The 17,950-nt window shown below is 68.1% G+C and carries 24 protein-coding genes; 14 read left to right on the top strand and 10 right to left on the bottom strand.

Features of this window, described 5'->3' with window-relative positions:
- Nucleotides 1–10: 10 nt before the first annotated feature.
- The 6 genes from IEY58_RS00985 to IEY58_RS00960 form a co-directional block, all read right to left on the bottom strand.
- Complete coding sequence (locus IEY58_RS00985; protein WP_189041499.1) at nucleotides 11–430, bottom strand: type II toxin-antitoxin system VapC family toxin; 420 nt, start codon at nucleotides 428–430, stop codon at nucleotides 11–13.
- A complete protein-coding gene (locus IEY58_RS00980) occupies nucleotides 430–687 on the bottom strand; it encodes a type II toxin-antitoxin system Phd/YefM family antitoxin (RefSeq protein WP_189041497.1) in 258 nt (85 codons plus the stop codon). Before IEY58_RS00980 ends, IEY58_RS00985 begins: the two co-directional genes overlap by 1 nt.
- Before the next feature lie 109 nt (nucleotides 688–796).
- On the bottom strand, nucleotides 797–1,000 hold the full coding sequence (locus tag IEY58_RS00975; RefSeq protein WP_189041496.1) for a hypothetical protein: 204 nt from the start codon (nucleotides 998–1,000) through the stop codon (nucleotides 797–799).
- A gap of 82 nt (nucleotides 1,001–1,082) precedes the next feature.
- A complete protein-coding gene (locus IEY58_RS00970) occupies nucleotides 1,083–2,273 on the bottom strand; it encodes a vWA domain-containing protein (RefSeq protein WP_189041494.1) in 1,191 nt (396 codons plus the stop codon).
- Between the two features lie 125 nt (nucleotides 2,274–2,398).
- On the bottom strand, nucleotides 2,399–3,241 hold the full coding sequence (locus IEY58_RS00965) for an AAA family ATPase (protein WP_189041492.1): 843 nt from the start codon (nucleotides 3,239–3,241) through the stop codon (nucleotides 2,399–2,401).
- Nucleotides 3,241–4,407 (bottom strand): M20 family metallopeptidase, encoded by a 1,167-nt coding sequence (locus IEY58_RS00960; RefSeq protein WP_189041490.1) that lies wholly within the window; start codon nucleotides 4,405–4,407, stop codon nucleotides 3,241–3,243. Before IEY58_RS00960 ends, IEY58_RS00965 begins: the two co-directional genes overlap by 1 nt.
- Before the next feature lie 366 nt (nucleotides 4,408–4,773).
- On the opposite strand from IEY58_RS00960, the gene IEY58_RS00955 reads away from it, so the two are divergent.
- On the top strand, nucleotides 4,774–5,793 hold the full coding sequence (locus tag IEY58_RS00955; protein WP_189041488.1) for an RICIN domain-containing protein: 1,020 nt from the start codon (nucleotides 4,774–4,776) through the stop codon (nucleotides 5,791–5,793).
- 60 nt (nucleotides 5,794–5,853) lie between these two features.
- On the opposite strand, the gene IEY58_RS00950 is transcribed toward IEY58_RS00955, so the two are convergent.
- Nucleotides 5,854–6,183 (bottom strand): DUF1330 domain-containing protein, encoded by a 330-nt coding sequence (locus IEY58_RS00950; RefSeq protein ID WP_189041486.1) that lies wholly within the window; start codon nucleotides 6,181–6,183, stop codon nucleotides 5,854–5,856.
- Nucleotides 6,184–6,341: 158 nt separating this feature from the next.
- On the opposite strand from IEY58_RS00950, the gene IEY58_RS00945 reads away from it, so the two are divergent.
- The 7 genes from IEY58_RS00945 (at nucleotide 6,342) to IEY58_RS00915 (ending at nucleotide 12,189) form a co-directional block, all read left to right on the top strand.
- On the top strand, nucleotides 6,342–6,767 hold the full coding sequence (locus tag IEY58_RS00945) for a hypothetical protein (RefSeq protein ID WP_189041484.1): 426 nt from the start codon (nucleotides 6,342–6,344) through the stop codon (nucleotides 6,765–6,767).
- A gap of 76 nt (nucleotides 6,768–6,843) precedes the next feature.
- A complete protein-coding gene (locus IEY58_RS00940; protein ID WP_189041482.1) occupies nucleotides 6,844–8,283 on the top strand; it encodes an amidase in 1,440 nt (479 codons plus the stop codon).
- Nucleotides 8,280–9,413 (top strand): DSD1 family PLP-dependent enzyme, encoded by a 1,134-nt coding sequence (locus tag IEY58_RS00935; protein ID WP_189041480.1) that lies wholly within the window; start codon nucleotides 8,280–8,282, stop codon nucleotides 9,411–9,413. Before IEY58_RS00940 ends, IEY58_RS00935 begins: the two co-directional genes overlap by 4 nt.
- 185 nt (nucleotides 9,414–9,598) lie before the next feature.
- Nucleotides 9,599–10,513: a sulfite exporter TauE/SafE family protein gene (locus IEY58_RS00930; RefSeq protein ID WP_189041478.1), complete on the top strand. Its 915-nt coding sequence runs from the start codon at nucleotides 9,599–9,601 to the stop codon at nucleotides 10,511–10,513.
- Nucleotides 10,510–11,250, top strand: coding sequence for a TIGR02186 family protein (locus IEY58_RS00925; RefSeq protein WP_189041476.1), 741 nt, complete (start codon nucleotides 10,510–10,512; stop codon nucleotides 11,248–11,250). The genes IEY58_RS00930 and IEY58_RS00925 overlap by 4 nt, the downstream gene beginning before the upstream one ends.
- A gap of 5 nt (nucleotides 11,251–11,255) precedes the next feature.
- On the top strand, nucleotides 11,256–11,744 hold the full coding sequence (locus IEY58_RS00920; RefSeq protein WP_189041474.1) for a universal stress protein: 489 nt from the start codon (nucleotides 11,256–11,258) through the stop codon (nucleotides 11,742–11,744).
- Between the two features lie 4 nt (nucleotides 11,745–11,748).
- Complete coding sequence (locus IEY58_RS00915; RefSeq protein ID WP_189041472.1) at nucleotides 11,749–12,189, top strand: hypothetical protein; 441 nt, start codon at nucleotides 11,749–11,751, stop codon at nucleotides 12,187–12,189.
- Nucleotides 12,190–12,209: 20 nt separating this feature from the next.
- On the opposite strand, the gene IEY58_RS00910 is transcribed toward IEY58_RS00915, so the two are convergent.
- Nucleotides 12,210–12,623 (bottom strand): MerR family transcriptional regulator, encoded by a 414-nt coding sequence (locus IEY58_RS00910; protein ID WP_189041470.1) that lies wholly within the window; start codon nucleotides 12,621–12,623, stop codon nucleotides 12,210–12,212.
- A gap of 76 nt (nucleotides 12,624–12,699) precedes the next feature.
- On the opposite strand from IEY58_RS00910, the gene IEY58_RS00905 reads away from it, so the two are divergent.
- A complete protein-coding gene (locus IEY58_RS00905) occupies nucleotides 12,700–13,530 on the top strand; it encodes an oxidoreductase (RefSeq protein ID WP_189041468.1) in 831 nt (276 codons plus the stop codon).
- Nucleotides 13,531–13,539: 9 nt separating this feature from the next.
- Here IEY58_RS00905 and IEY58_RS00900 read toward each other — a convergent pair whose 3' ends face one another.
- Nucleotides 13,540–14,409, bottom strand: coding sequence for a LysR substrate-binding domain-containing protein (locus IEY58_RS00900; RefSeq protein ID WP_189041466.1), 870 nt, complete (start codon nucleotides 14,407–14,409; stop codon nucleotides 13,540–13,542).
- Between the two features lie 115 nt (nucleotides 14,410–14,524).
- Between IEY58_RS00900 and IEY58_RS00895 the strand changes: the two genes are divergently transcribed.
- Nucleotides 14,525–15,418: a DMT family transporter gene (locus tag IEY58_RS00895; RefSeq protein WP_229743399.1), complete on the top strand. Its 894-nt coding sequence runs from the start codon at nucleotides 14,525–14,527 to the stop codon at nucleotides 15,416–15,418.
- On the top strand, nucleotides 15,418–15,987 hold the full coding sequence (locus tag IEY58_RS00890; protein WP_308422371.1) for a GNAT family N-acetyltransferase: 570 nt from the start codon (nucleotides 15,418–15,420) through the stop codon (nucleotides 15,985–15,987). Before IEY58_RS00895 ends, IEY58_RS00890 begins: the two co-directional genes overlap by 1 nt.
- Before the next feature lie 18 nt (nucleotides 15,988–16,005).
- Here the strand turns inward: IEY58_RS00890 and IEY58_RS00885 are convergent, their stop codons facing one another.
- On the bottom strand, nucleotides 16,006–16,290 hold the full coding sequence (locus IEY58_RS00885; protein WP_189041463.1) for a cupin domain-containing protein: 285 nt from the start codon (nucleotides 16,288–16,290) through the stop codon (nucleotides 16,006–16,008).
- Between the two features lie 160 nt (nucleotides 16,291–16,450).
- Here IEY58_RS00885 and IEY58_RS00880 point away from each other — a divergent pair, with 160 nt between their 5' ends.
- From IEY58_RS00880 to IEY58_RS00870, 3 genes are read left to right on the top strand one after another with little or no spacing between them, the layout of a single operon-like run.
- The gene (locus IEY58_RS00880) at nucleotides 16,451–16,618 is read left to right on the top strand and encodes a hypothetical protein (RefSeq protein ID WP_189041461.1); all 168 of its coding nucleotides are present in this window, start codon (nucleotides 16,451–16,453) and stop codon (nucleotides 16,616–16,618) included.
- Nucleotides 16,619–16,677: 59 nt separating this feature from the next.
- On the top strand, nucleotides 16,678–17,238 hold the full coding sequence (locus IEY58_RS00875) for a NifU family protein (protein ID WP_189042448.1): 561 nt from the start codon (nucleotides 16,678–16,680) through the stop codon (nucleotides 17,236–17,238).
- 28 nt (nucleotides 17,239–17,266) lie between these two features.
- Nucleotides 17,267–17,896, top strand: a complete 630-nt coding sequence (locus IEY58_RS00870; protein ID WP_189041459.1) for a glutathione S-transferase family protein — start codon at nucleotides 17,267–17,269, stop codon at nucleotides 17,894–17,896.
- Nucleotides 17,897–17,950 lie beyond the last annotated feature (54 nt).

Genomic DNA, 17,950 nt, shown 5'->3' with positions numbered 1-17,950 from the left:
TCGGCCAGGCTCAGCCCGGCCAATCCCAAGGGTTCAACAGCGGCACGCCCATGCCGTCGAAATCCCGCAGGTTCCGGGTCACGACAGTCATTCGATGGCTGATTGCGGTAGCGGCGATCAGCGCGTCCATGACCGGCCGCGGATTAGGCACATGGAGCGCCGCCCCTCTGCGAACGACGGCCAGATCGACCGGCAGGATGCGCCCGTCGAACGCACGTAGGACCTGTTGCTCGATCCATTCGGTGATGAGCCGCCCTTGGACCGGATCGCGGCGGGCGACCAGCAGTGCACCGGTCTCGAGCTCCAAGACGGTCAAGGCCGACAGGTAAAGATCCAATGGCCGCACTTGGACGGCCCAGGCCGCGACCGCAGGCGCCATGCGTGCCCGGCGGCGCATCTCCGACACCACATTCGTGTCGAGCAGATACATCAGCCGAGATCCGCAGGCTCCAGGAGCTCGCGCCCAAGACGCGGCGGGTCGAAGTCGATGCCGGCGCTCACCGGATGATCAAGCAGGTCGAGGATGCTCGTCTCGCCTTGGCCGATCAGCCGGCGGTATTCGTCGTAGCGCAGCAGGACGAAGGCCGGCTCGCCGCGGTCGGTCACAATCACTGGACCGCTCTCGGCCGCACGCTTGGCGCCTCCGACATCGTGATTGAATTCGCGGCTGCTGATCGTCGTTGGCATGGGCCCTCCGATTCGAGGACCTCATCCTACATTTGTTGTCTCTTGAAGTCGAGACGAACGTATGATCGTACTTACATATCTATCGCTGGTGATTGCGGCACCCGCCCGTTCACTCGGGGTCAGCGCTCAGCAATGATTGCAACATCCGGCGTTCGTCCGGACTCAGCAGCGGGGCCGCCTTGCGACGGCGGCGGCGTTCCAGCTCGTCGCGCAGCACGCCGATCCAGAGTTCGAGCTCGGCCACCCGCCCGATGCGGCGCACGGCCTTTTCCGGTTCCGGCCAGTGCGCCGCGATGTCGAAGATCTCTGCCATGGCACGGGAGCATAGGCCCCGCGCGTAACAGCAGGATTTTGTGTTTGTCACAGTTGGTTGCAGCCGGTAGTAGCGGCCGGGGCTACCGCATCAGCCGGTGCATCGCCTGGTCGATGCCGTCGAGCGTCAGCGGGTACATGCGGCCTTCCATGGCTTGGCCGACCATGCCGATGCTCATGGTCGAGCGCCAATAGGGCTCCGGCACCGGGTTGAGCCAGATCGCCTTCGGATAGGCGTCGGTGAGGCGGCGGAGCCAGACCTCGCCCGCCTCCTGATTCCAGTCGGAAATGGCGCCGCCCGGCTGCTTCAGCTCGTAGGGACTCATGCTGGCGTCGCCGACGAAGATCAGCTTCCAGGTCGAATCATACTTGTGGATCAGGTCTATGACCGGCACGGCATGGACCGGCCGGAACGACGCGTCGCGCCACATGCGGTCGTAGGGGCAATTGTGGAAATAGAGCTGCTCCAGGTGCTTGAACTCGGACTTGGCGGCCGAGAACAGCTCCTCGCACAGCTTGACGTGATCATCCATGGAGCCGCCGATATCGAGGCACAGCAGCACCTTCACCGCATTGTGCCGCTCCGGCACCATCTTGAGATCGAGATAGCCCGCGTTCTTCGCCGTGGCGCCGATCGTGCCGGCGAGATCCAATTCGCTCGCCGCCCCTTCGCGGGCGAAGCGGCGCAGCCGCCTGAGCGCCACCTTGATGTTGCGCGTGCCGAGCTCGACGTCGCCCGCGAGATTCTTGAACTCGCGCTTGTCCCAGACCTTGACCGCGCGGCGATGGCGGCTCTCGTGCTGGCCGATGCGCACGCCCTCGGGATTGTAGCCGTAGGCGCCGAACGGCGAGGTGCCGGCCGTGCCGATCCATTTGGAGCCACCCTGGTGCCGGCCCTTCTGTTCCTCCAGCCGCTGCTTCAAGGTTTCCATCAGCTTGTCCCAGCCGCCCAGCGCCTGGATCTCGGCCTTTTCCTCCTCGGTCAGGTACTTCTCCGCGAGCTTCCTGAGCCATTCCTCCGGCAGTTCGACCGGGGCCGCGGGGTCCTCGCCGGCGCCGTCGGGCACCAGGCCCTTGAAGCATTGGCCGAACACCTGGTCGAACCGGTCGAGAAAGCGCTCGTCCTTCACCAAGGCCGCGCGCGCCAGATAGTAGAAATTCTCGACGCCGTATTCCGCGAGCCCCTCGCGCATCGCCTCCTGGAGCGTCAGGAACTCGCGGAGCGATACCGGCACGCCGGCCGCGCGGAGCCGCAGGAAGAAGTCGATGAACATGGGTCAGGCCCCTTCCACCGTCATCCCCGCGCAGGCGGGGATCCAGGGCAACGGATCGATGCCCGCCGGCATGGCAGCCGTCGCTGGCCCTGGATTCCCGCCTGCGCGGGAATGACGGAAGGGGATCACCGCTGCCGCCGGTTGAGGAACGCCAGCCGCTCGAACAGGTGGACGTCCTGCTCGTTCTTCAAGAGTGCGCCATGCAGCGGCGGGATGAGCTTCGCCGGATCCCGATCGCGCAGCACTTCCGGCGCCACGTCCTCGGCCATCAAGAGCTTCAGCCAGTCGAGCAGTTCCGAGGTCGAGGGCTTCTTCTTCAGGCCCTGCACGTCGCGCACCTCGTAGAATACGGTCAAGGCCTCGCGCACCAGCGCCTGCTTGATGCCCGGATAGTGCACCTGGACGATCGCCTCCATCGTCTCGCGATCGGGGAAGCGGATGTAGTGGAAGAAGCAGCGGCGCAGAAAGGCGTCCGGCAGTTCCTTCTCGTTGTTGGACGTGATGATGATGATCGGCCGCTGCTTGGCCCGGATGGTGGCCCTCGTCTCGTAGACGTGGAACTCCATCCGGTCGATCTCGAGCAGGAGGTCATTCGGGAACTCGATGTCGGCCTTGTCGATCTCGTCGATCAGCAGCACGGGTGCGAGGTCGGCCTCGAACGCCTCCCACAGCTTGCCCTTGACGATGTAGTTCGCGATGTCGTGGACCTTGGCGTCGCCCAGCTGGCTGTCGCGCAGCCGCGAGACCGCGTCGTACTCATAGAGCCCCTGCTGCGCCTTGGTCGTCGACTTGACGTGCCAGGAAATGAGCGGGCGGCCCAAGGCCTTCGCCACTTCCTCGGCCAGGATGGTCTTGCCGGTGCCGGGCTCGCCCTTGATCAGCAGCGGTCGGCCCAAGGTTACGGCAGCATTGACCGCGACCTTGAGATCGTCGGTCGCGACATAGGATTGGGTGCCGGTGAACTTCATCAGGCGAGGCTTTCCATGAGGCCGAGCAGCAGCCGGGTGCGCGGCTCGAGCGAGGAATATGTGAGGTGCTCGTGCGCCGCATGGGCGCCGGCGCCGCACACGCCAAGCCCGTCGAGCGTCGGCACGCCCTTGGCCGCAGTGAAATTCCCGTCGCTGCCGCCGCCGGTCGAGACCTCCGGCAGGGCGAAGCCGAGGTCGCGCGCGATCGCCGCGGCATGGGTATAGAGCGAGGCGACGCCATCGTCGCGCTCGTAGGCCGGCCGGTTGACGCCGCCTTCGATCGTGAGCGTCGTATCGGGCCCGACGGGCTCGAGCGCATGGATGCGCGCCGCGATCTCCTCGGCGGTCGCCGCGTCGGGGCAGCGGAAATCGATCTCGGCCACGGCCTCGTCCGGCACGACGTTGGCGAAGCCCTCCGTGCCGGCACGCACCGCGCCGACATTGACCGTGATGCCGCGCGCATAGTCGGTCATCGCTTCCAAGGCCAGGATCTGGTGTGCCAGCTCACGCATGGCATTGCGGCCGAGCTCGTGGCTGACGCCGGCATGGGCCGCGACGCCGTGCGCCGTCGCGATGAAGCGCCCGACCGCCTTGCGCGCGGTGACGACGCAATCCTCGAGCCCCTTGGCATTGCGGCCCGGCTCCATGACGAGCGCGTATTTCGCGCGTTCGGCTTCGGTCTCGATGAGGGCGCGCGAGGTGTTGCTGCCGACCTCCTCGTCCGAGACGAACAGGAAGCGGATCGGCAGCCGGGTCTCGCGTCCCTGCCGCACCAGGTGGCGATAGGCGTAATAGGCGAGATACGCGCCGCCCTTCATGTCGTAGATGCCGGGGCCGTAGACCTTGTCGCCGTCGCGGGTCACCGGCCGACGCTCGAGCGTGCCGTGTTTCCAGACCGTGTCCATGTGACAGACGACGAGGATGCCCTTCTCGCCCGGGTCGCCCCACGGCGTCTCGAACACGAGATGGTCGCCGAACCCGTCGCGGCCGGGCACGCGCCTTACCGCCGCGCCGAGCTCGCCGAATTGCCGTTCGATCAGGTGGGACAGCTTGTCGACCGCGGCCCCGTCGGTCGACGGCGTCTCGATCTCGACCCATTCGCGGATGCCACCGAGGATTTCCGCGGCGTCGATCCGCGCCTCGTTGCTCAATTGCTGCCCGTCCATTCGAACTTTCCGTTGCCGCTGCAAAGGATCGCGAGCTTACGGGGTTTCATCGGGCGAGGCCATGGCAAGCGACGCCGCGGTCTCCGGCACTGCCGGGATAATCGCCATGAAATCGTATTTACCAATTTGTTTCTTCTTTAAGTTGTCCTTAATAGGGTCTATTCTGCCGCCACCTCAAAATCTGAGAGCAGCCGCGGCCAGCGACGTCAAACGTCCGCCACGGCGGCGCCGGACGCCCGAGATCGAATCCCGGGGCGCATCCGTCACGAGGGCCAAGCGACAACGATTCAACGACGCACTGGGCGATTGCCCGTGACGCGGTGGAGACGCACGGGCAATCGCCAGGCGGAAACGGGAGAAACGACCATGAGCGATGGAACGAGTTTCGTCATCCAGGTCGGCATGCTCGCCGATCTGGTTGTTTCCAATGACCCGAGCCACAGCGGCAATGTCGTGCTGCGCTGGCTCGACGGCACCGACAAGAACCAGCAATGGACGATGGAGCCGGCGCCAAACGGCTATTATCTGAGGAACGCCGCGACCGGCACCTATCTGACGGCGACCGGACAGAATGCGCCGGTCATCCTCGGTCCGCATGGCGACGTCTGGCAGAAGACGGGCCCGGACAATCAGCTGAGCGCCATTCGGCTGACACTCAATACCAGCCAGAACCTGAACGCGCTCGGCGCCTCGCCTTACGTCGGCACGACGGTCGGCACCTGGAGCTGGGGCGGCGGCAAAGGCAACGAGACCTGGCTGATCACCAGCGTGTCCGCGGTCTGGCCGCGCCCGACGCGGATCTTCTCCTACATCTCGGGCATGGCGACCTATCTGCAACTCTCGATTGACCCTGCGAACCCGGCCGGCGCGCTGGTCGTCGACGACAATTACGCCAGCCCCTCGCCGGCGAATTTCATTTTCACCGCGACGCAATGGTTCTCCGGCTTCTCGATCGTCAACAAGCAGTCCGGCCTGCTCGCCTATGTGGGCGGCAACGGCAACGGCGCCCAGCTGCTGCAGCGGGCGAGCGGCCAGATGAACACGGACGCGCTCTGGACCTATGGCGGCAGCGGTACGTTCCAGGCGATCCGGCCGTGGATCAATTCCGGCCAGAATTGGAACGTGTTCGGCAACCCCCACCCGATCCCCAAGGGCCCGCTGCCGATGGGCACCTGGAAATGGGGCGGCGGCCAGCCGAACGAAGTCTGGCAGACGACGGCGCCCAGCTTGCACGTTCAGGCGACGAGCGAGCTGCTGTCGACCGGCGCCGCGGGCGCCGAGCAAAGGATCGCCGAGGAGGAGGCGCCGGCCGCGTCGGTCGCCGAGATCTGGGAACGGGCGACAAGCACGGCGGGCGACGCGAACCGCCCGAACGGTCACCATTGACCGTATGACAAGGGCGGGGCGGCCCTGATGGCCGCCCCGTCATTCGATCAGGGACGAAGCTCAATCCCCCGCCGACTCGGACGACGCGCCGGGCGCTTCAATCGTGACGCCCTCGACGAACAGCAGCCGCCGGCTCAGCGCCTGGTCGCGGAACGCGAGCGCCTCCGCATAGTCTGCCGAGGCGTACCACAGCCGCAGTTGCTCTGCGGTCGGGAATTCGACGATTACCAGCATCGCCGGCGCGGGTCCGCCCTCGGCCGCCGCGACGGCACCGCCGCGCACGAGATAGCGCCCGCCATGACGCGCGATGCTGGCGGCCGCGAGCGTGCGATAGCGGTCGAACGCAACAGGGTCTCGGACCTGGAGCTCGGAAATGACATAGGCCGGCATGGCGTCTCCTTGACGAGCAGGTTCGGAGGGGGGCTGGGCTCGATGGATAGGGATGGGTCGAACCGTCGCGGCATAAAATCGACGATCGATCGGTCTTGTTGACGAGGGGGCTTATGCCGCCGATCTCTTCAAGAAGAGGCATGCTCGACGAGGTCACCATGATCCCAAATGCGAGGCGTCTTCGCCACGGCTTCGCTGCCGCCCTCCTCGCCGGCCTGGCCGGCGCCACGGCCTTCGCCCAGACGGCGCCTGCGCCGGCAACGCCTGCGAGCCCGAAGCGGCAGTGCTTCTCGCTCACCGACTGGCGCGGCGGCTGGCGTGCACCGAACCCGAGCGTGATCTATATCCGCGTCAACATCAGCGACGTCTGGCGCATCGATCTCAGCACGCCGTCCAACCAGCTGATGTGGCCTGACCGGCACCTGGTTTCGGTCGCGCGCGGCGGCGACGCGGTCTGCGCGCCGATCGACCTGGACCTTAAGGTCGCCGACACCCATGGCTACCGCGAGCCGCTGATCGCCAAGGCCATTACCAAGCTGACGCCCGAGGAAGTGGCCGCCCTGCCGGTGAAGGACCGGCCGTAGCGTCACTCATCCCTCTTGCGCTCCCGCCGGTCCGCTCCGATCCTTGCGGCGGAATTCGAACCGGGAGCCCTGATCCATGACCAGCCTTTGCGACCTGAGCGCCGTCGAGCTTCGCCGCCTGATCGGCACCAAGGAGATCTCGCCGGTCGAACTGCTCGACGATTGCTTGGGCCGGATCGAGGCGGTCAATCCGGCGATCAACGCGGTCGTCGCCCTCGACATCGATGGCGCCCAGGCGGCGGCGCGCGAGGCTGAGCGCCAGGCGCTGCGCGGCGAAGATCTGGGCCCGCTCCACGGCCTGCCGGTCGGCATCAAGGACCTGAGCGAGACCAAGGGCCTCAAGACCACCTGGGGCTCGCTCATTTACAAGGACCACGTGCCGACCCGCGACGAGACCACGGTCGCAGCGGTCAAGGCCGCCGGCGGCATCGTGTTCGCCAAGACCAACACGCCGGAATTCGGCGCCGGCGCCAATACGCGCAACGGCGTCTATGGCGCGACCGGCAACCCGTTCGCGCCTGAACTCACGTCCGCCGGTTCGTCCGGCGGCTCAGCCGCGGCCCTCGCCGCCGGCATGATGCCGCTTGCGACCGGCTCCGACATGGGCGGCAGCCTGCGCACGCCTGCCGCGTTCTGCGGTGTGGTGGGCTTCCGCCCGACGCCGGGCCTGGTGCCGTCGGACCGGCGCCTGCTCGGCTATTCGCCGCTCTCGGTCGACGGGCCGATGGGGCGCACCGTCGCCGACGCGGCGCTGCTGCTCTCGGCCATCGCGCGTGAGGACGCAATCGACCCGCTGTCGGGCCCGGTCGATCCCAAGGCGTTCTTCCCGCTGCCCGAGGTCGATCTGGCGCGGCTCAAGATCGCCGTGTCGGAGGACCTGGGCTTCGCCCCGGTCGACGATGACGTGCGCGCGATCTTCCATGAGCGCTGCGGCCTGTTCGCCGACCTGTTCCAAAGCTCGGTCGAGCGCGATCCGGAGCTGGGCGACGCCCACCGCACCTTTGCGATCCTGCGCGCCGAGAGCTTCGAGGCCGGCCAGCGTGCCTTGGCCGAACGGCACCGCGACCTGCTGCAGCTGCCGGTCCGCGCCAACCTGGAGCAGGCCGAGGGCTTCACGCTCGCCGACCATGCCAAGGCCCAGGCCGAGCAGACCCGGCTCTATCGCCGCTTCCAGGCGCTGTTCGACGAGGTCGACCTGCTGATCTGCCCGACCGCGGCGGTCAGCCCCTTCCCCCATGCCGAATGGCATCCGACCGAGATCAACGGCGCGCCGCTCGCCCATTATTTCCAATGGATCGCGCTGACATACGGCCTGACACTGACCGGCCATCCGGTGGTGGCATTGCCGTGCGGCGTCGATCACAAGGGCCTGCCGTTCGGCATCCAGATCTGCGGCAAGCGGCGCGGCGACGCCCAGGTGCTGGCTGCGGCGCTGGCGCTCGAGCGGGTCTTCCAGACCCGGCCGAAGCTCGCCCGCCCGGTCCCCGACCTGGCGGCCCTGGAGGGTTCGCGATGACGCATCCGAACGAGCCCCTGATCGGCGTGCCCGGCGGCCGGGCACGGCTCGACACGCCGGCGCTGCTCATCGAGCGGCCGGCGCTCCTGCGCAACATCCAGCGTATGGCGGAATTCGCAGCGGCCCGCAGCGTCGGCCTGCGTCCGCATAGCAAGACCCACAAGTCGGTCGAGATCGCGCGGCTCCAGGTCGCGGCCGGTGCCAAGGGCATCTGCTGCGTCACGATCGGCGAGGCAGAGGTCATGGTCGCGGGCGGCATCCCGGGCGTGCTCATCACCTCGCCGGCGGTGACCGAAAGCAAGATCCGGCGCCTGATCGCGCTTGCGCGGCAGGCCGGCCCCGGCGGGCTCATGATCGTGCTCGACCATCCGGAGAACCTGGCGGCGCTGGACCAGGCCGCAGCGGCGCTCGACCATCCGCTCGACGTGCTGGTCGACTACGGCGCCGGCTACAACCGGACCGGCGCCGCGAGCCATGTCGAGCTTCTGGGCCTGGCGCTCTTGGCGGCCGACGCGCCGCATCTCCGCCTGCGCGGCTTGCAGGCCTATGCCGGCAACCTGCAGCATATTCCCGAGCGCGCCCACCGCGCCGCCGCTGCGGCGGACTTGAGGGCGACCATCGGCCATCTCATCGAGACGGCGCGCGGCCAGGGCACGCCGTTCGAGATCGTCACCGGCGCCGGCACGGGGACGCACGACCTCGACCCGGAAGGCCATGTCTTCACCGAGCTGCAGGCCGGCTCCTACGTCTTCATGGATGTCGATTATCACCACGCACTCGCCGACGGGCTGAACGGCCCGCCGTTCGAGACGGCGCTCCTGGCCCAGACCGCGGTCGTCAGCGTCAACGCGGCGGATTGGGTCACGACCGACGGCGGCATCAAATGTTTCGCGACCGACGGCCCGCTGCCCGAGGTGGCGAGCGGCGTCGACCCGGCGAGCCGCTACCAGCTGTTCGGCGACGAGCACGGCAAGCTGTTCCCGGTGGGGCCGCGACCGGCCCTTGGTGCGCGCATCGAACTGGTCACACCCCATTGCGACCCGACGGTCAACCTGCACGATTGGTACCACGTCATGGAGGGCGACACGCTGGTTGCCCTCTGGCCGATCGACGGGCGCGGCCGGCGCTGACGCCCACAACCTCCGCGCCCTTCTGTGACTTTTTTGCCGTGCTTCGGCTGCTTCTCCACAGATGCGGCGCCAGCGTGCTTTTGCGTTAGAGCATCGCAGCGTAAGCTCTTGGATCAGTTCGCTTTGCCGTAGACCATACGGCGGGGCGGGCCGCCCTTGTTCCCTTCGGGTGACCGTCCCCCGCCATGGACGTCTATCTGCCGATCGCCGCGGTTACCCAGGACGTCTTCGTCCTGCTGGCTATTGGGCTGGGTGTGGGATTCCTGTCGGGCATGTTCGGCATCGGCGGCGGCTTCCTGCTGACGCCTCTCCTGATCTTCATCGGCGTGCCGCAGGCGGTCGCGGTCGCCTCCTCGGCCAACCAGCTGGTCGGCGCGTCGCTGTCGGGCGTGCTCACCCATTGGCGACGCGGCAACGTCGATTTCAAGATGGGCGCCGTGCTGAGCACCGGCGGCTTCATCGGCTCGGCGGTCGGGGTGGCGCTGTTCGCCTTCCTGCGCCGGCTCGGCCAGCTCGACCTGGTGATCAGCCTCAGCTACGTGCTGCTGCTCGGCACGCTCGGCAGCCTGATGATGATCGAGAGCGTCGGCGCCGTGGTGCGCGCGCGCCAGCCCGGCGCGCGCCGGCGCCGGCTGCATCAGCACACCTGGTTCCACGGCTTGCCGTTCAAGATCCGCTTCCGCCGGTCGAAGCTCTACATCAGCGCGCTCCTGCCGCTCGGCCTCGGCTGCGGCATCGGCGTGCTCTCGGCCCTCCTCGGCATCGGCGGCGGCTTCCTGGTCGTGCCGGCGATGATCTATGTGCTGGGCATGCCGAGCAGCGTGGTGCCCGGCACCTCGCTGCTGCAGACCGTGTTCATCGCGACAAGCGTCACGGTGCTGCATGCGCTCACCAACCAGACCGTCGACAGCCTGCTCGCCCTCATCATGCTGATCGGCGGCGTCGTCGGCGTGCAGTACGGCACTCGCTTCGGCGCCATGGTGCGCGGCGAGTATCTGCGCGTGTTCCTGGCGCTCATCATCCTTGCGACCGGCGCCAAGTTGCTGGGTGACCTGACCGTGCCGCCGGACTCGCGCTATTCGATCGCGGTGAACGAATGATCCGCCCGTTCGCGGCGCTCGCGGCCTTGCTGCTCCTGGCATTGCCCGCAACGGCACAGGCCCAGGCGCTTGTCGCGGACCTGACGAGCCATCTGGTCGCGATCACCACCGGCTTCACCGGCACCTCGGTCGTGCTGTTCGGCGCGATCGAGGGCGGCGGCGACATCGTCGTCGTCGTGCAGGGGCCGGAGCATGAAACGGTCGTCCGCCGCAAGTCCCACCTCGGCGGCATCTGGCTCAATACGCGCAGCGTCGCCTTCAGCGACGTCCCCGGCTATTACGCCGTGCTGTCGAGCCGGCCGGTCGAGGACATCATGCCGCCGAACCTGCGCCAGCTGCACGAGATCGGCTTCGACAACCTGAAGCTCCCTGTCGCCAGCAAGGCCAAGTCCACCGACATCGGCCCGTTCCGCGACGCGCTTATCGAGGAACAGCAACGCAGCGGCCTCTACGAGAAGCAGACCGGCCAGGTCAATTTCCTGGGCGACCGGCTGTTCCGTGCCAGCCTCAACTTCCCCGCGACGGTGCCGACCGGCACCTACTCGATCCAGGTTTTCCTGGTGCGCAAGGGCGACATTGTCGCCGCCCAGACGACGCCGCTCATCATTTCACAGACCGGCCTCGAGGCGGACATCAACGATTTTGCGCAGAATCGCCCGCTTTTCTACGGGCTCGTTGCAGTCGCCCTGGCGGCGATGGCAGGATGGGGGGCAACTTTCCTGTTCAGGAATGCCTGAGCCCGATGGTCGACCCAGTTCCCTTCGAAGCGCGCGGACGCGTCTTCCTCGTGGTCGTCGACGACAGCCCCGAGTTGCGGGTGGCGCTGCGCTACGCTTCCCTCCGGGCGCGCCGGACCGGCGGTCGGGTCGCCCTGCTGTATGTCATGGACCCGCCAGACCGCCAGCACTGGATGGCGCTCGAAAGCCTGATGCGCGAGGAAAAGCGCGAGGAGGCGGAAGAGCTGGTCGGCCGCCATGCCGACACGGTGGCGGCACTGACCGGCTCGCCGCCGGTCATCCATATCCGCGAGGGGGTGCCGCATGAGCAGCTGCTGGCGCTCATCGACGAGGACCCGACCATCTCGGTCCTGGTGCTGGCCGCCGCGGTCAGCGACAGCGGCCCCGGCCCGCTCATCTCGGCACTGTCGAACAAGCTGGTCGGCCGGCTGCGCGTGCCGCTGACCATCGTGCCGGGCAGCCTGAGCGACACCCAGATCGACAGCCTGACCTGAGCGCATGGCGCGGCATCGGGCGTGGCGGGCCGTCGTCGCCGGCGGCCTCGTCGCCGGTCTCGTCGACATCGGCGCCGCAGCGCTCATCAACCGCACGAGCCCGGTCATCATTCTGCGCGCCATCGCCTCGGGCGTGCTCGGCCGCGCCGCCTATCACGGCGGCCTGCCGGCGGCGCTCCTCGGGCTCGGCCTGCAATGCCTGATGTCGGTGCTGATCGCGGCGATCTATCGCGCCGCTGTCACGTGGTCGCCCATGCTGCACCGGCGCTGGGTGCTGGGCGGCCTCGCCGCCGGACCGGTCATCTTCGCGGTCATGAACGGCATCGTCGTCCCGCTGTCGCGCGCCTGGCCGCGCCCGCATTACACGCCGGTCACAATCGTGCCCAACATGGCGGCGATGCTGCTGTTCGGCCTGATCATCGCCTTCTTCGCCCGCCGCAGCTGACCTCTCCGCAGCAAGGCCGATCAGCGGCAGACCCGGCGCGGGTCGCCCACGGACTCGAGCAGGCTCGGCGGCTCACCCTTCGACCCGCCCTCGATCCAGGCGATCTTGCGCAGGAAATAGTCGCGGCTGCGCTCGAGCTTCTCGATCCGCTCATCGATCAGCGCCACGCGCCCGCGCATGAGCTCGATCAAGCGCGCCTCCGACATGCCGGCGCGACTGTATTCCGCGTCAAAAACGGCGATTTCCTGGAGCGTGAAGCCCAGGAGCTGGGCATGGCGGATGATGAGCGCGCGCTCGACCTGCTCGGCGTCGAACGACTGGTAGCGGTTGCTGGTGTTGGTGCCGACGTCGGGCTTCAGCAGCCCGCGCTTCACATAGAAGCGGATCGTGTCCTTGGTGAGGCCGGTGCGCCGGCTGAATTCGGCGATGAGCATGGGCCGATCATCGCTTGACCATGGAGTATAGTCCATAGTTTAGAAACCCTGCTCAGTCAGAACGGAAGTGGATTCCATGAGCAAGACAGTCCTCGTTACCGGCGCCTCCGCGGGGATCGGCGCTGCCACCGTCCGCCGCCTGCTGGCCGCAGGCCATACCGTTTATGCCGGCGCACGCCGGGTCGACCGGATGAAGCCGCTCGAAACGGCCGGCGCCCGCCTCCTCGCCCTCGACGTGACGGACGACGCCTCGATGGTAGCGGCAATCGACGAGATCGTCCGCGACGCGGGCCGGCTCGACGGGCTCGTCAACAATGCCGGCTACGGCTCCTACGGCGCGCTCGAGGACGTGCCGATCGCCGAGGGACGCCGGCAGGTCGAAGTCAACCTGATCGGGCTCGCTCGCTTGATCCAGCTCGCGACGCCGATCATGCGCCGGCAAGGGAGCGGCCGGATCATCAACATCACCTCGATCGGCGGCAAGATGTGGGAGCCGCTCGGCGCCTGGTACCACGCGACGAAATTCGCGGTCGAGGGCTTGAGCGACTGCCTGCGCATGGAGCTGGCACCGTTCGGCATCGACGTGGTCGTGGTCGAGCCGGGCGGCATCCGTACCGAGTGGAGCGGCATCGCTCGCGAGAATCTGCTCAAGACCTCGGGCGCCACGGCCTATCGTGACCAGGCGGAGCGGCACGCGAGGCTGCTGGCCGGGACCGAGACCAGCCGCATGGTGTCCGAGGCGGACGTCGTCGCCACCACAATCCTCAAGGGGCTCACCGTCGCCCGGCCGAAGACGCGCTATGCCACCGGTGGTGGCGCCAACACGATCCTGACCCTGCGCCGGATCCTGACGGACCGCCAGTTCGACGGCTTCATGCGGATGATCATCCGGCGCCTCAGCACCTGACCGCGCGGGCTACGGCATCGGCCCGGCGCATTCGTCCAGCAGCCAGTCGGCGAAGGCGGCGAGCGGCCGCGTCCGCTCGTCGTGGACCAGGTACCAGGCCGTGCCGGGCCGCCAGGCCGGGCGGGCGTCGAGCAGGACCAGACGGCCTTCGCGCAGGGCCGGCTCGACCAGATGGCGGTCGACGAGCGCCGCGCCGAGGCCGTTGAGCGCCGCCTGGATGACGAGCCCATCGTCGGCGAGCATGAGGCGCCGGCGCGGCCGCAACGGCCGGTCCATCGCCGCCGACCAGACTGCCCAGCGGTCGGGGACGCCCTCGGTCGCGAGCAGGGTGGCGCCGTCGAGTGGATCGTCCGCGCCCGCTGCAGCGGGACTCGAGACCGGCACCAGCGCCTCGCTCCACAAATAGAGGCAGGCGCGCTCGCGCCAGCCGGCCCGGCCCTGGCGAATCGCCGCATCGGCACCGTCCAGCCCCGGATCGGCCCGGCGGCTGGCGCTCTGGATCGCCAGCTCGACGCCCGGATGGTGCGCCTCGAAGCGCGCCAGGCGCGGCAGCAGCCAGAAGGTCGCGAAGCTCGCCGGCACCGCAGCGGCGAGCCGCACCCGCTCGGCCGGCGGCACCAGCCGGCGCGTTGCCGCCTCGATCGCATCGAACGCGGCCTTGAGGGTCGGCGCGTATTCGCAGCCGGCCGCGGTCAAGACCAGCGCCTGCGGCCGCCGCTCGAACAGGGCGAGGCCGAGGCGCTCTTCGAGCCCCTTCACCTGCTGGCTGACGGCACCGGCGGTGACGCCCAGCTCATCGGCCGCGGCGACGAAGCTGCCGAGGCGCGCCGCCGCCTCGAACGCCCGGAGCCCGCCGAGCGGGGGCAAACGGCGACTCATGGAGCCTTAGCCAATCTCATGCTTCGACCTTCAGAAATCCTGATTTGCAAGGCCGATCTCGCTCATTCACGCTCGGGCCATGGAAAATTCCCTCGAACAAAGCATCAGCCATTCTGTGGCTCCGGTCAAATCGTCCGGACGCGCCGTCTCGATCGGCGCCTTCGCGCTGCTGTGCCTGGCCTGGGGCGGCACCTGGCTGCCGCTGAAGCACGGCGTCGCCCATCTGCCGCCGCTGCTGTTCGTCGGCAGCCGCTTTCTCGCCGGCGGCCTCGTGCTGTGGCTCTGGGCCGGCCGGGCCGCCCCGCCGCCACGCTCAGCGCTATGGCCGGGCGCGGTCCTGATGGTCGCCGCGAACTACGGGCTCATGGCCTGGGGCGCCGGACGCGTGCCGTCCGGCCTGGCGGCGATGGTCAATTTCGCGACCGTGCCACTCGCAGTCCTGCTGCTCGCCGGTCGCCGGCCGAGCCCCGGCCAGACCGCCGCCCTAGCGCTCGGCCTCGCCGGCCTTGCCCTTCTCGCCTGGAGCGCCGGACGGACGATGGGCGGCGCCGCGCCCGCCGGCCTCGGCGCGATTGCCTTGGGCGCCGCTTGCTACGGCCTCGGCACGCTGCGCATGAAAGCAGCCGCGGCCATAGGGTCGCCGATCCGGGTCGCCGCCTGGCACAGTCTCGCGGGCGGCGCGCTGCTGCTCATGCTTTCGGCCGCAACCGAACCCTGGGATCGCGCCGTGTGGGCGCAGATCCTCGACCCGGCCGCGCTCGCGAGCTGGGCCCTGCTCGTCGTGCTGGGCACGGTCATCGGCTTCAGCCTTTACCTCGTCCTGCTCGGCCGCTGGTCCGCCGCGGCGGTCGCAAGCTACGCCTATGTCTGCCCCGTCGTGGCCCTGGCACTGGGCGCGCTCGTCGACGGCGAACGGCCCGGCCCAAGCGAGATTGCCGCCTGCCTCGTCCTGATGGCCGCCGCGGCACTTGCCATCCTGCCCCATCCGCAACCAAAGGAAATCCGATAGTGGAAATCACCATCCGCGACGCGACGGTCGCCGACATGCCTGCCGTGACGGCGATCTATGCCCATCATGTCCAGACCGGCTACGGCAGTTTCGAGGAAATCCCGCCCTCGACCGAGGAGATGGTCCGGCGGTTCGACAATGTCCGGGCGCGCGGCCTGCCCTGGCGGCTCGCCGAGATCGACGGCCAAATTGTCGGCTATTGCTACGCGAGCCTCTATCACGCCCGCTCGGCCTATCGCTTCACGGTGCAGGATTCGGTCTATGTCGATGAGCGCTTCCTCAACCGCGGCATCGGCTCGGCGCTGCTTGCGAGCCTCATCGAGACCTGCACCGACCTTGGCTATCGCCAGATGATGGCCGGCGTCGGCGACAGCGCCAACGAGGGCTCGCTGCGCCTGCATACGCGCATGGGCTTCCGCACGGTCGGCCAGGCCATCGGAGTCGGCATCAAGTTCGGCCGCTGGCTAGACCTCGTCCTGCTGCAACGGACCCTGGGCCCGGAGCGGACCGACGTGCCGGCGGCGGCGCCTGTCGGCTATCTGCCGCCGGCCGATCAGGCCGGGCCCTAGGCTCTCAACCGCAGGTGATCAGTATTGTGCTGCAGGCTGACGCCGGCCGGGCAGATAGCGCACGCCGGCCTTGCCGATCCGTTCCGAATGGGGGTAGCCGGCCGGCATGGTGAAGACCTGGCCCGGCCCGTAGCTCGTCTCGACGCCGTCGACCGTCAAGGCGATCTCGCCGTCGAGCACCAGCGCGCAAACGTCGAACGGATGTTCATGCTCCGCCACTGTCATGCCCGGCTCGAGCGCCTTGACATCGCACGCGATGAACCCCTCGCGATGCAGGCGCTCCATGAAAGCTGTCGTGTCCACCGTTTCCTCCGATTGGGTCTAATGCCCGCTTCAGATGAGGATGCGTCCGCCCGGCCGGGAAATCAATTCGCCGAGGCGGTCGCGATCCAGCAATTTCCGTCAGGTGCGACGCCGGCGCATCGGTTAAGCCTGCGGGGAACAGGACGGAAATCCCGGCTTCGTGATCCGCACCGGCCAACGCCACCTCCAGCGTGTGCCAGCCTCCATCGACGCCCACCTTGACGCGGATCTGCGCGTCGAGACCACGAACGGCATCGCCGCCTTCTCGACCGAGCCGGTTTCAGCAGGGCGGCACGGCATCGGGGCACCGCCAAAAGGGTTGACTTGACGGCGGATCGTCCCAACGTGCAGGGCCAATATCTTTTTCACCTGACCGACCGGACCGCCATGTTCATCCAGACCGAACAGACCCCCAACCCCGCCACGCTCAAGTTCCTGCCCGGCCGCACGGTGCTGGCGAGCGGCACGGCGAATTTCTCGGATGCCGCCGCGGCCGCGCGCTCGCCGCTTGCGACGAAGCTGTTCGGCCTGCCGGGCGTCGAGGGCGTGTTCCTGGGCTATGACTTCGTCACGGTCACCAAGTCGAACGACCAGGACTGGTATCAGCTGAAGCCGTCGATCCTGGGCGCCATCATGGAGTCCTTCACGACCGGCCAGCCGATCATGATCGACGACCACCCGTCGGGCGGCACGCCCGCCTCGACCGCGGCCGAGGGCGACAGCGAGCTGGTCGTGCAGATCAAGGAGCTGATCGACACGCGCGTGCGTCCGGCGGTGGCGCAGGACGGCGGCGACATCGTGTTCCATCGCTTCGAGGACGGCGTCGTCTATCTCGAGATGCACGGCTCCTGCTCGGGCTGCCCGAGCTCGACCGCAACCTTGAAGGCCGGCATCGAGAACATGCTGCGCCATTATATTCCGGAAGTGCAGGCGGTTCAGTCCGTCTAGGCGGCCCATCCAATTGGCAGGGGGCTCGATGGGCTTCTATCGGCTGATCGGCAATCCGGGCTGCGGCTCGGCGATCGTCGAGGCCGCCTTTGCGCTTTCAGGTCTACCCTACCAGACCGAGATGCTGGAGATCTGGCAGCCGGGCCCGGAGCGGGAGCGGCTGTTCCAGCTGAATCCGCTGGGCCAGGTGCCGGTCATGATCCTGCCCGACGGCAGCATCATGACCGAGAGTGGCGCCATGGTGCTGCACATCATCGACCGGGCGCCCGGCGCCGGCCTCGCCCCCAGCCCCGACGACCCGGCGCGGCCCGCCTTCCTGCGCTGGCTCGTGTTCCTGGTCGCCTCGATCTACCCGACCTTCACCTACGGCGACGTGCCTGCCCGCTACGTCAACGAGAAGGAGGGGCAGGCCGAGCTGCGCGCCGTGACCGAGGCCGAATGCCAGCGCTACTGGCGCCTCGTCGAGACCGGCATCGCCGGCCCCTGGATGCTGGGCGAGACCCGCTCGGCGCTCGATCTCTATGTCTGGGTCATGTCCCATTGGCGGCCCGGCCGGCAATGGTTCCGCGACTATTGCCCGAAGCTCTCCCGCATCGCGGACGCCGTGGACGGCGATCCGCGCCTCGCCCCGGTGAAGGCCGCCAACTGGCCGTCATAGTTTGCGGCTTTCCTGCCGATAGGCGCCCGTGATAGGGGCAAGGGATCGATTTCT

It is taken from the genome of Aliidongia dinghuensis (assembly GCF_014643535.1).
In the GTDB taxonomy this organism is placed as follows: domain Bacteria; phylum Pseudomonadota; class Alphaproteobacteria; order ATCC43930; family CGMCC-115725; genus Aliidongia; species Aliidongia dinghuensis.
This window is presented reverse-complemented; position numbering and strand designations above follow the sequence as displayed.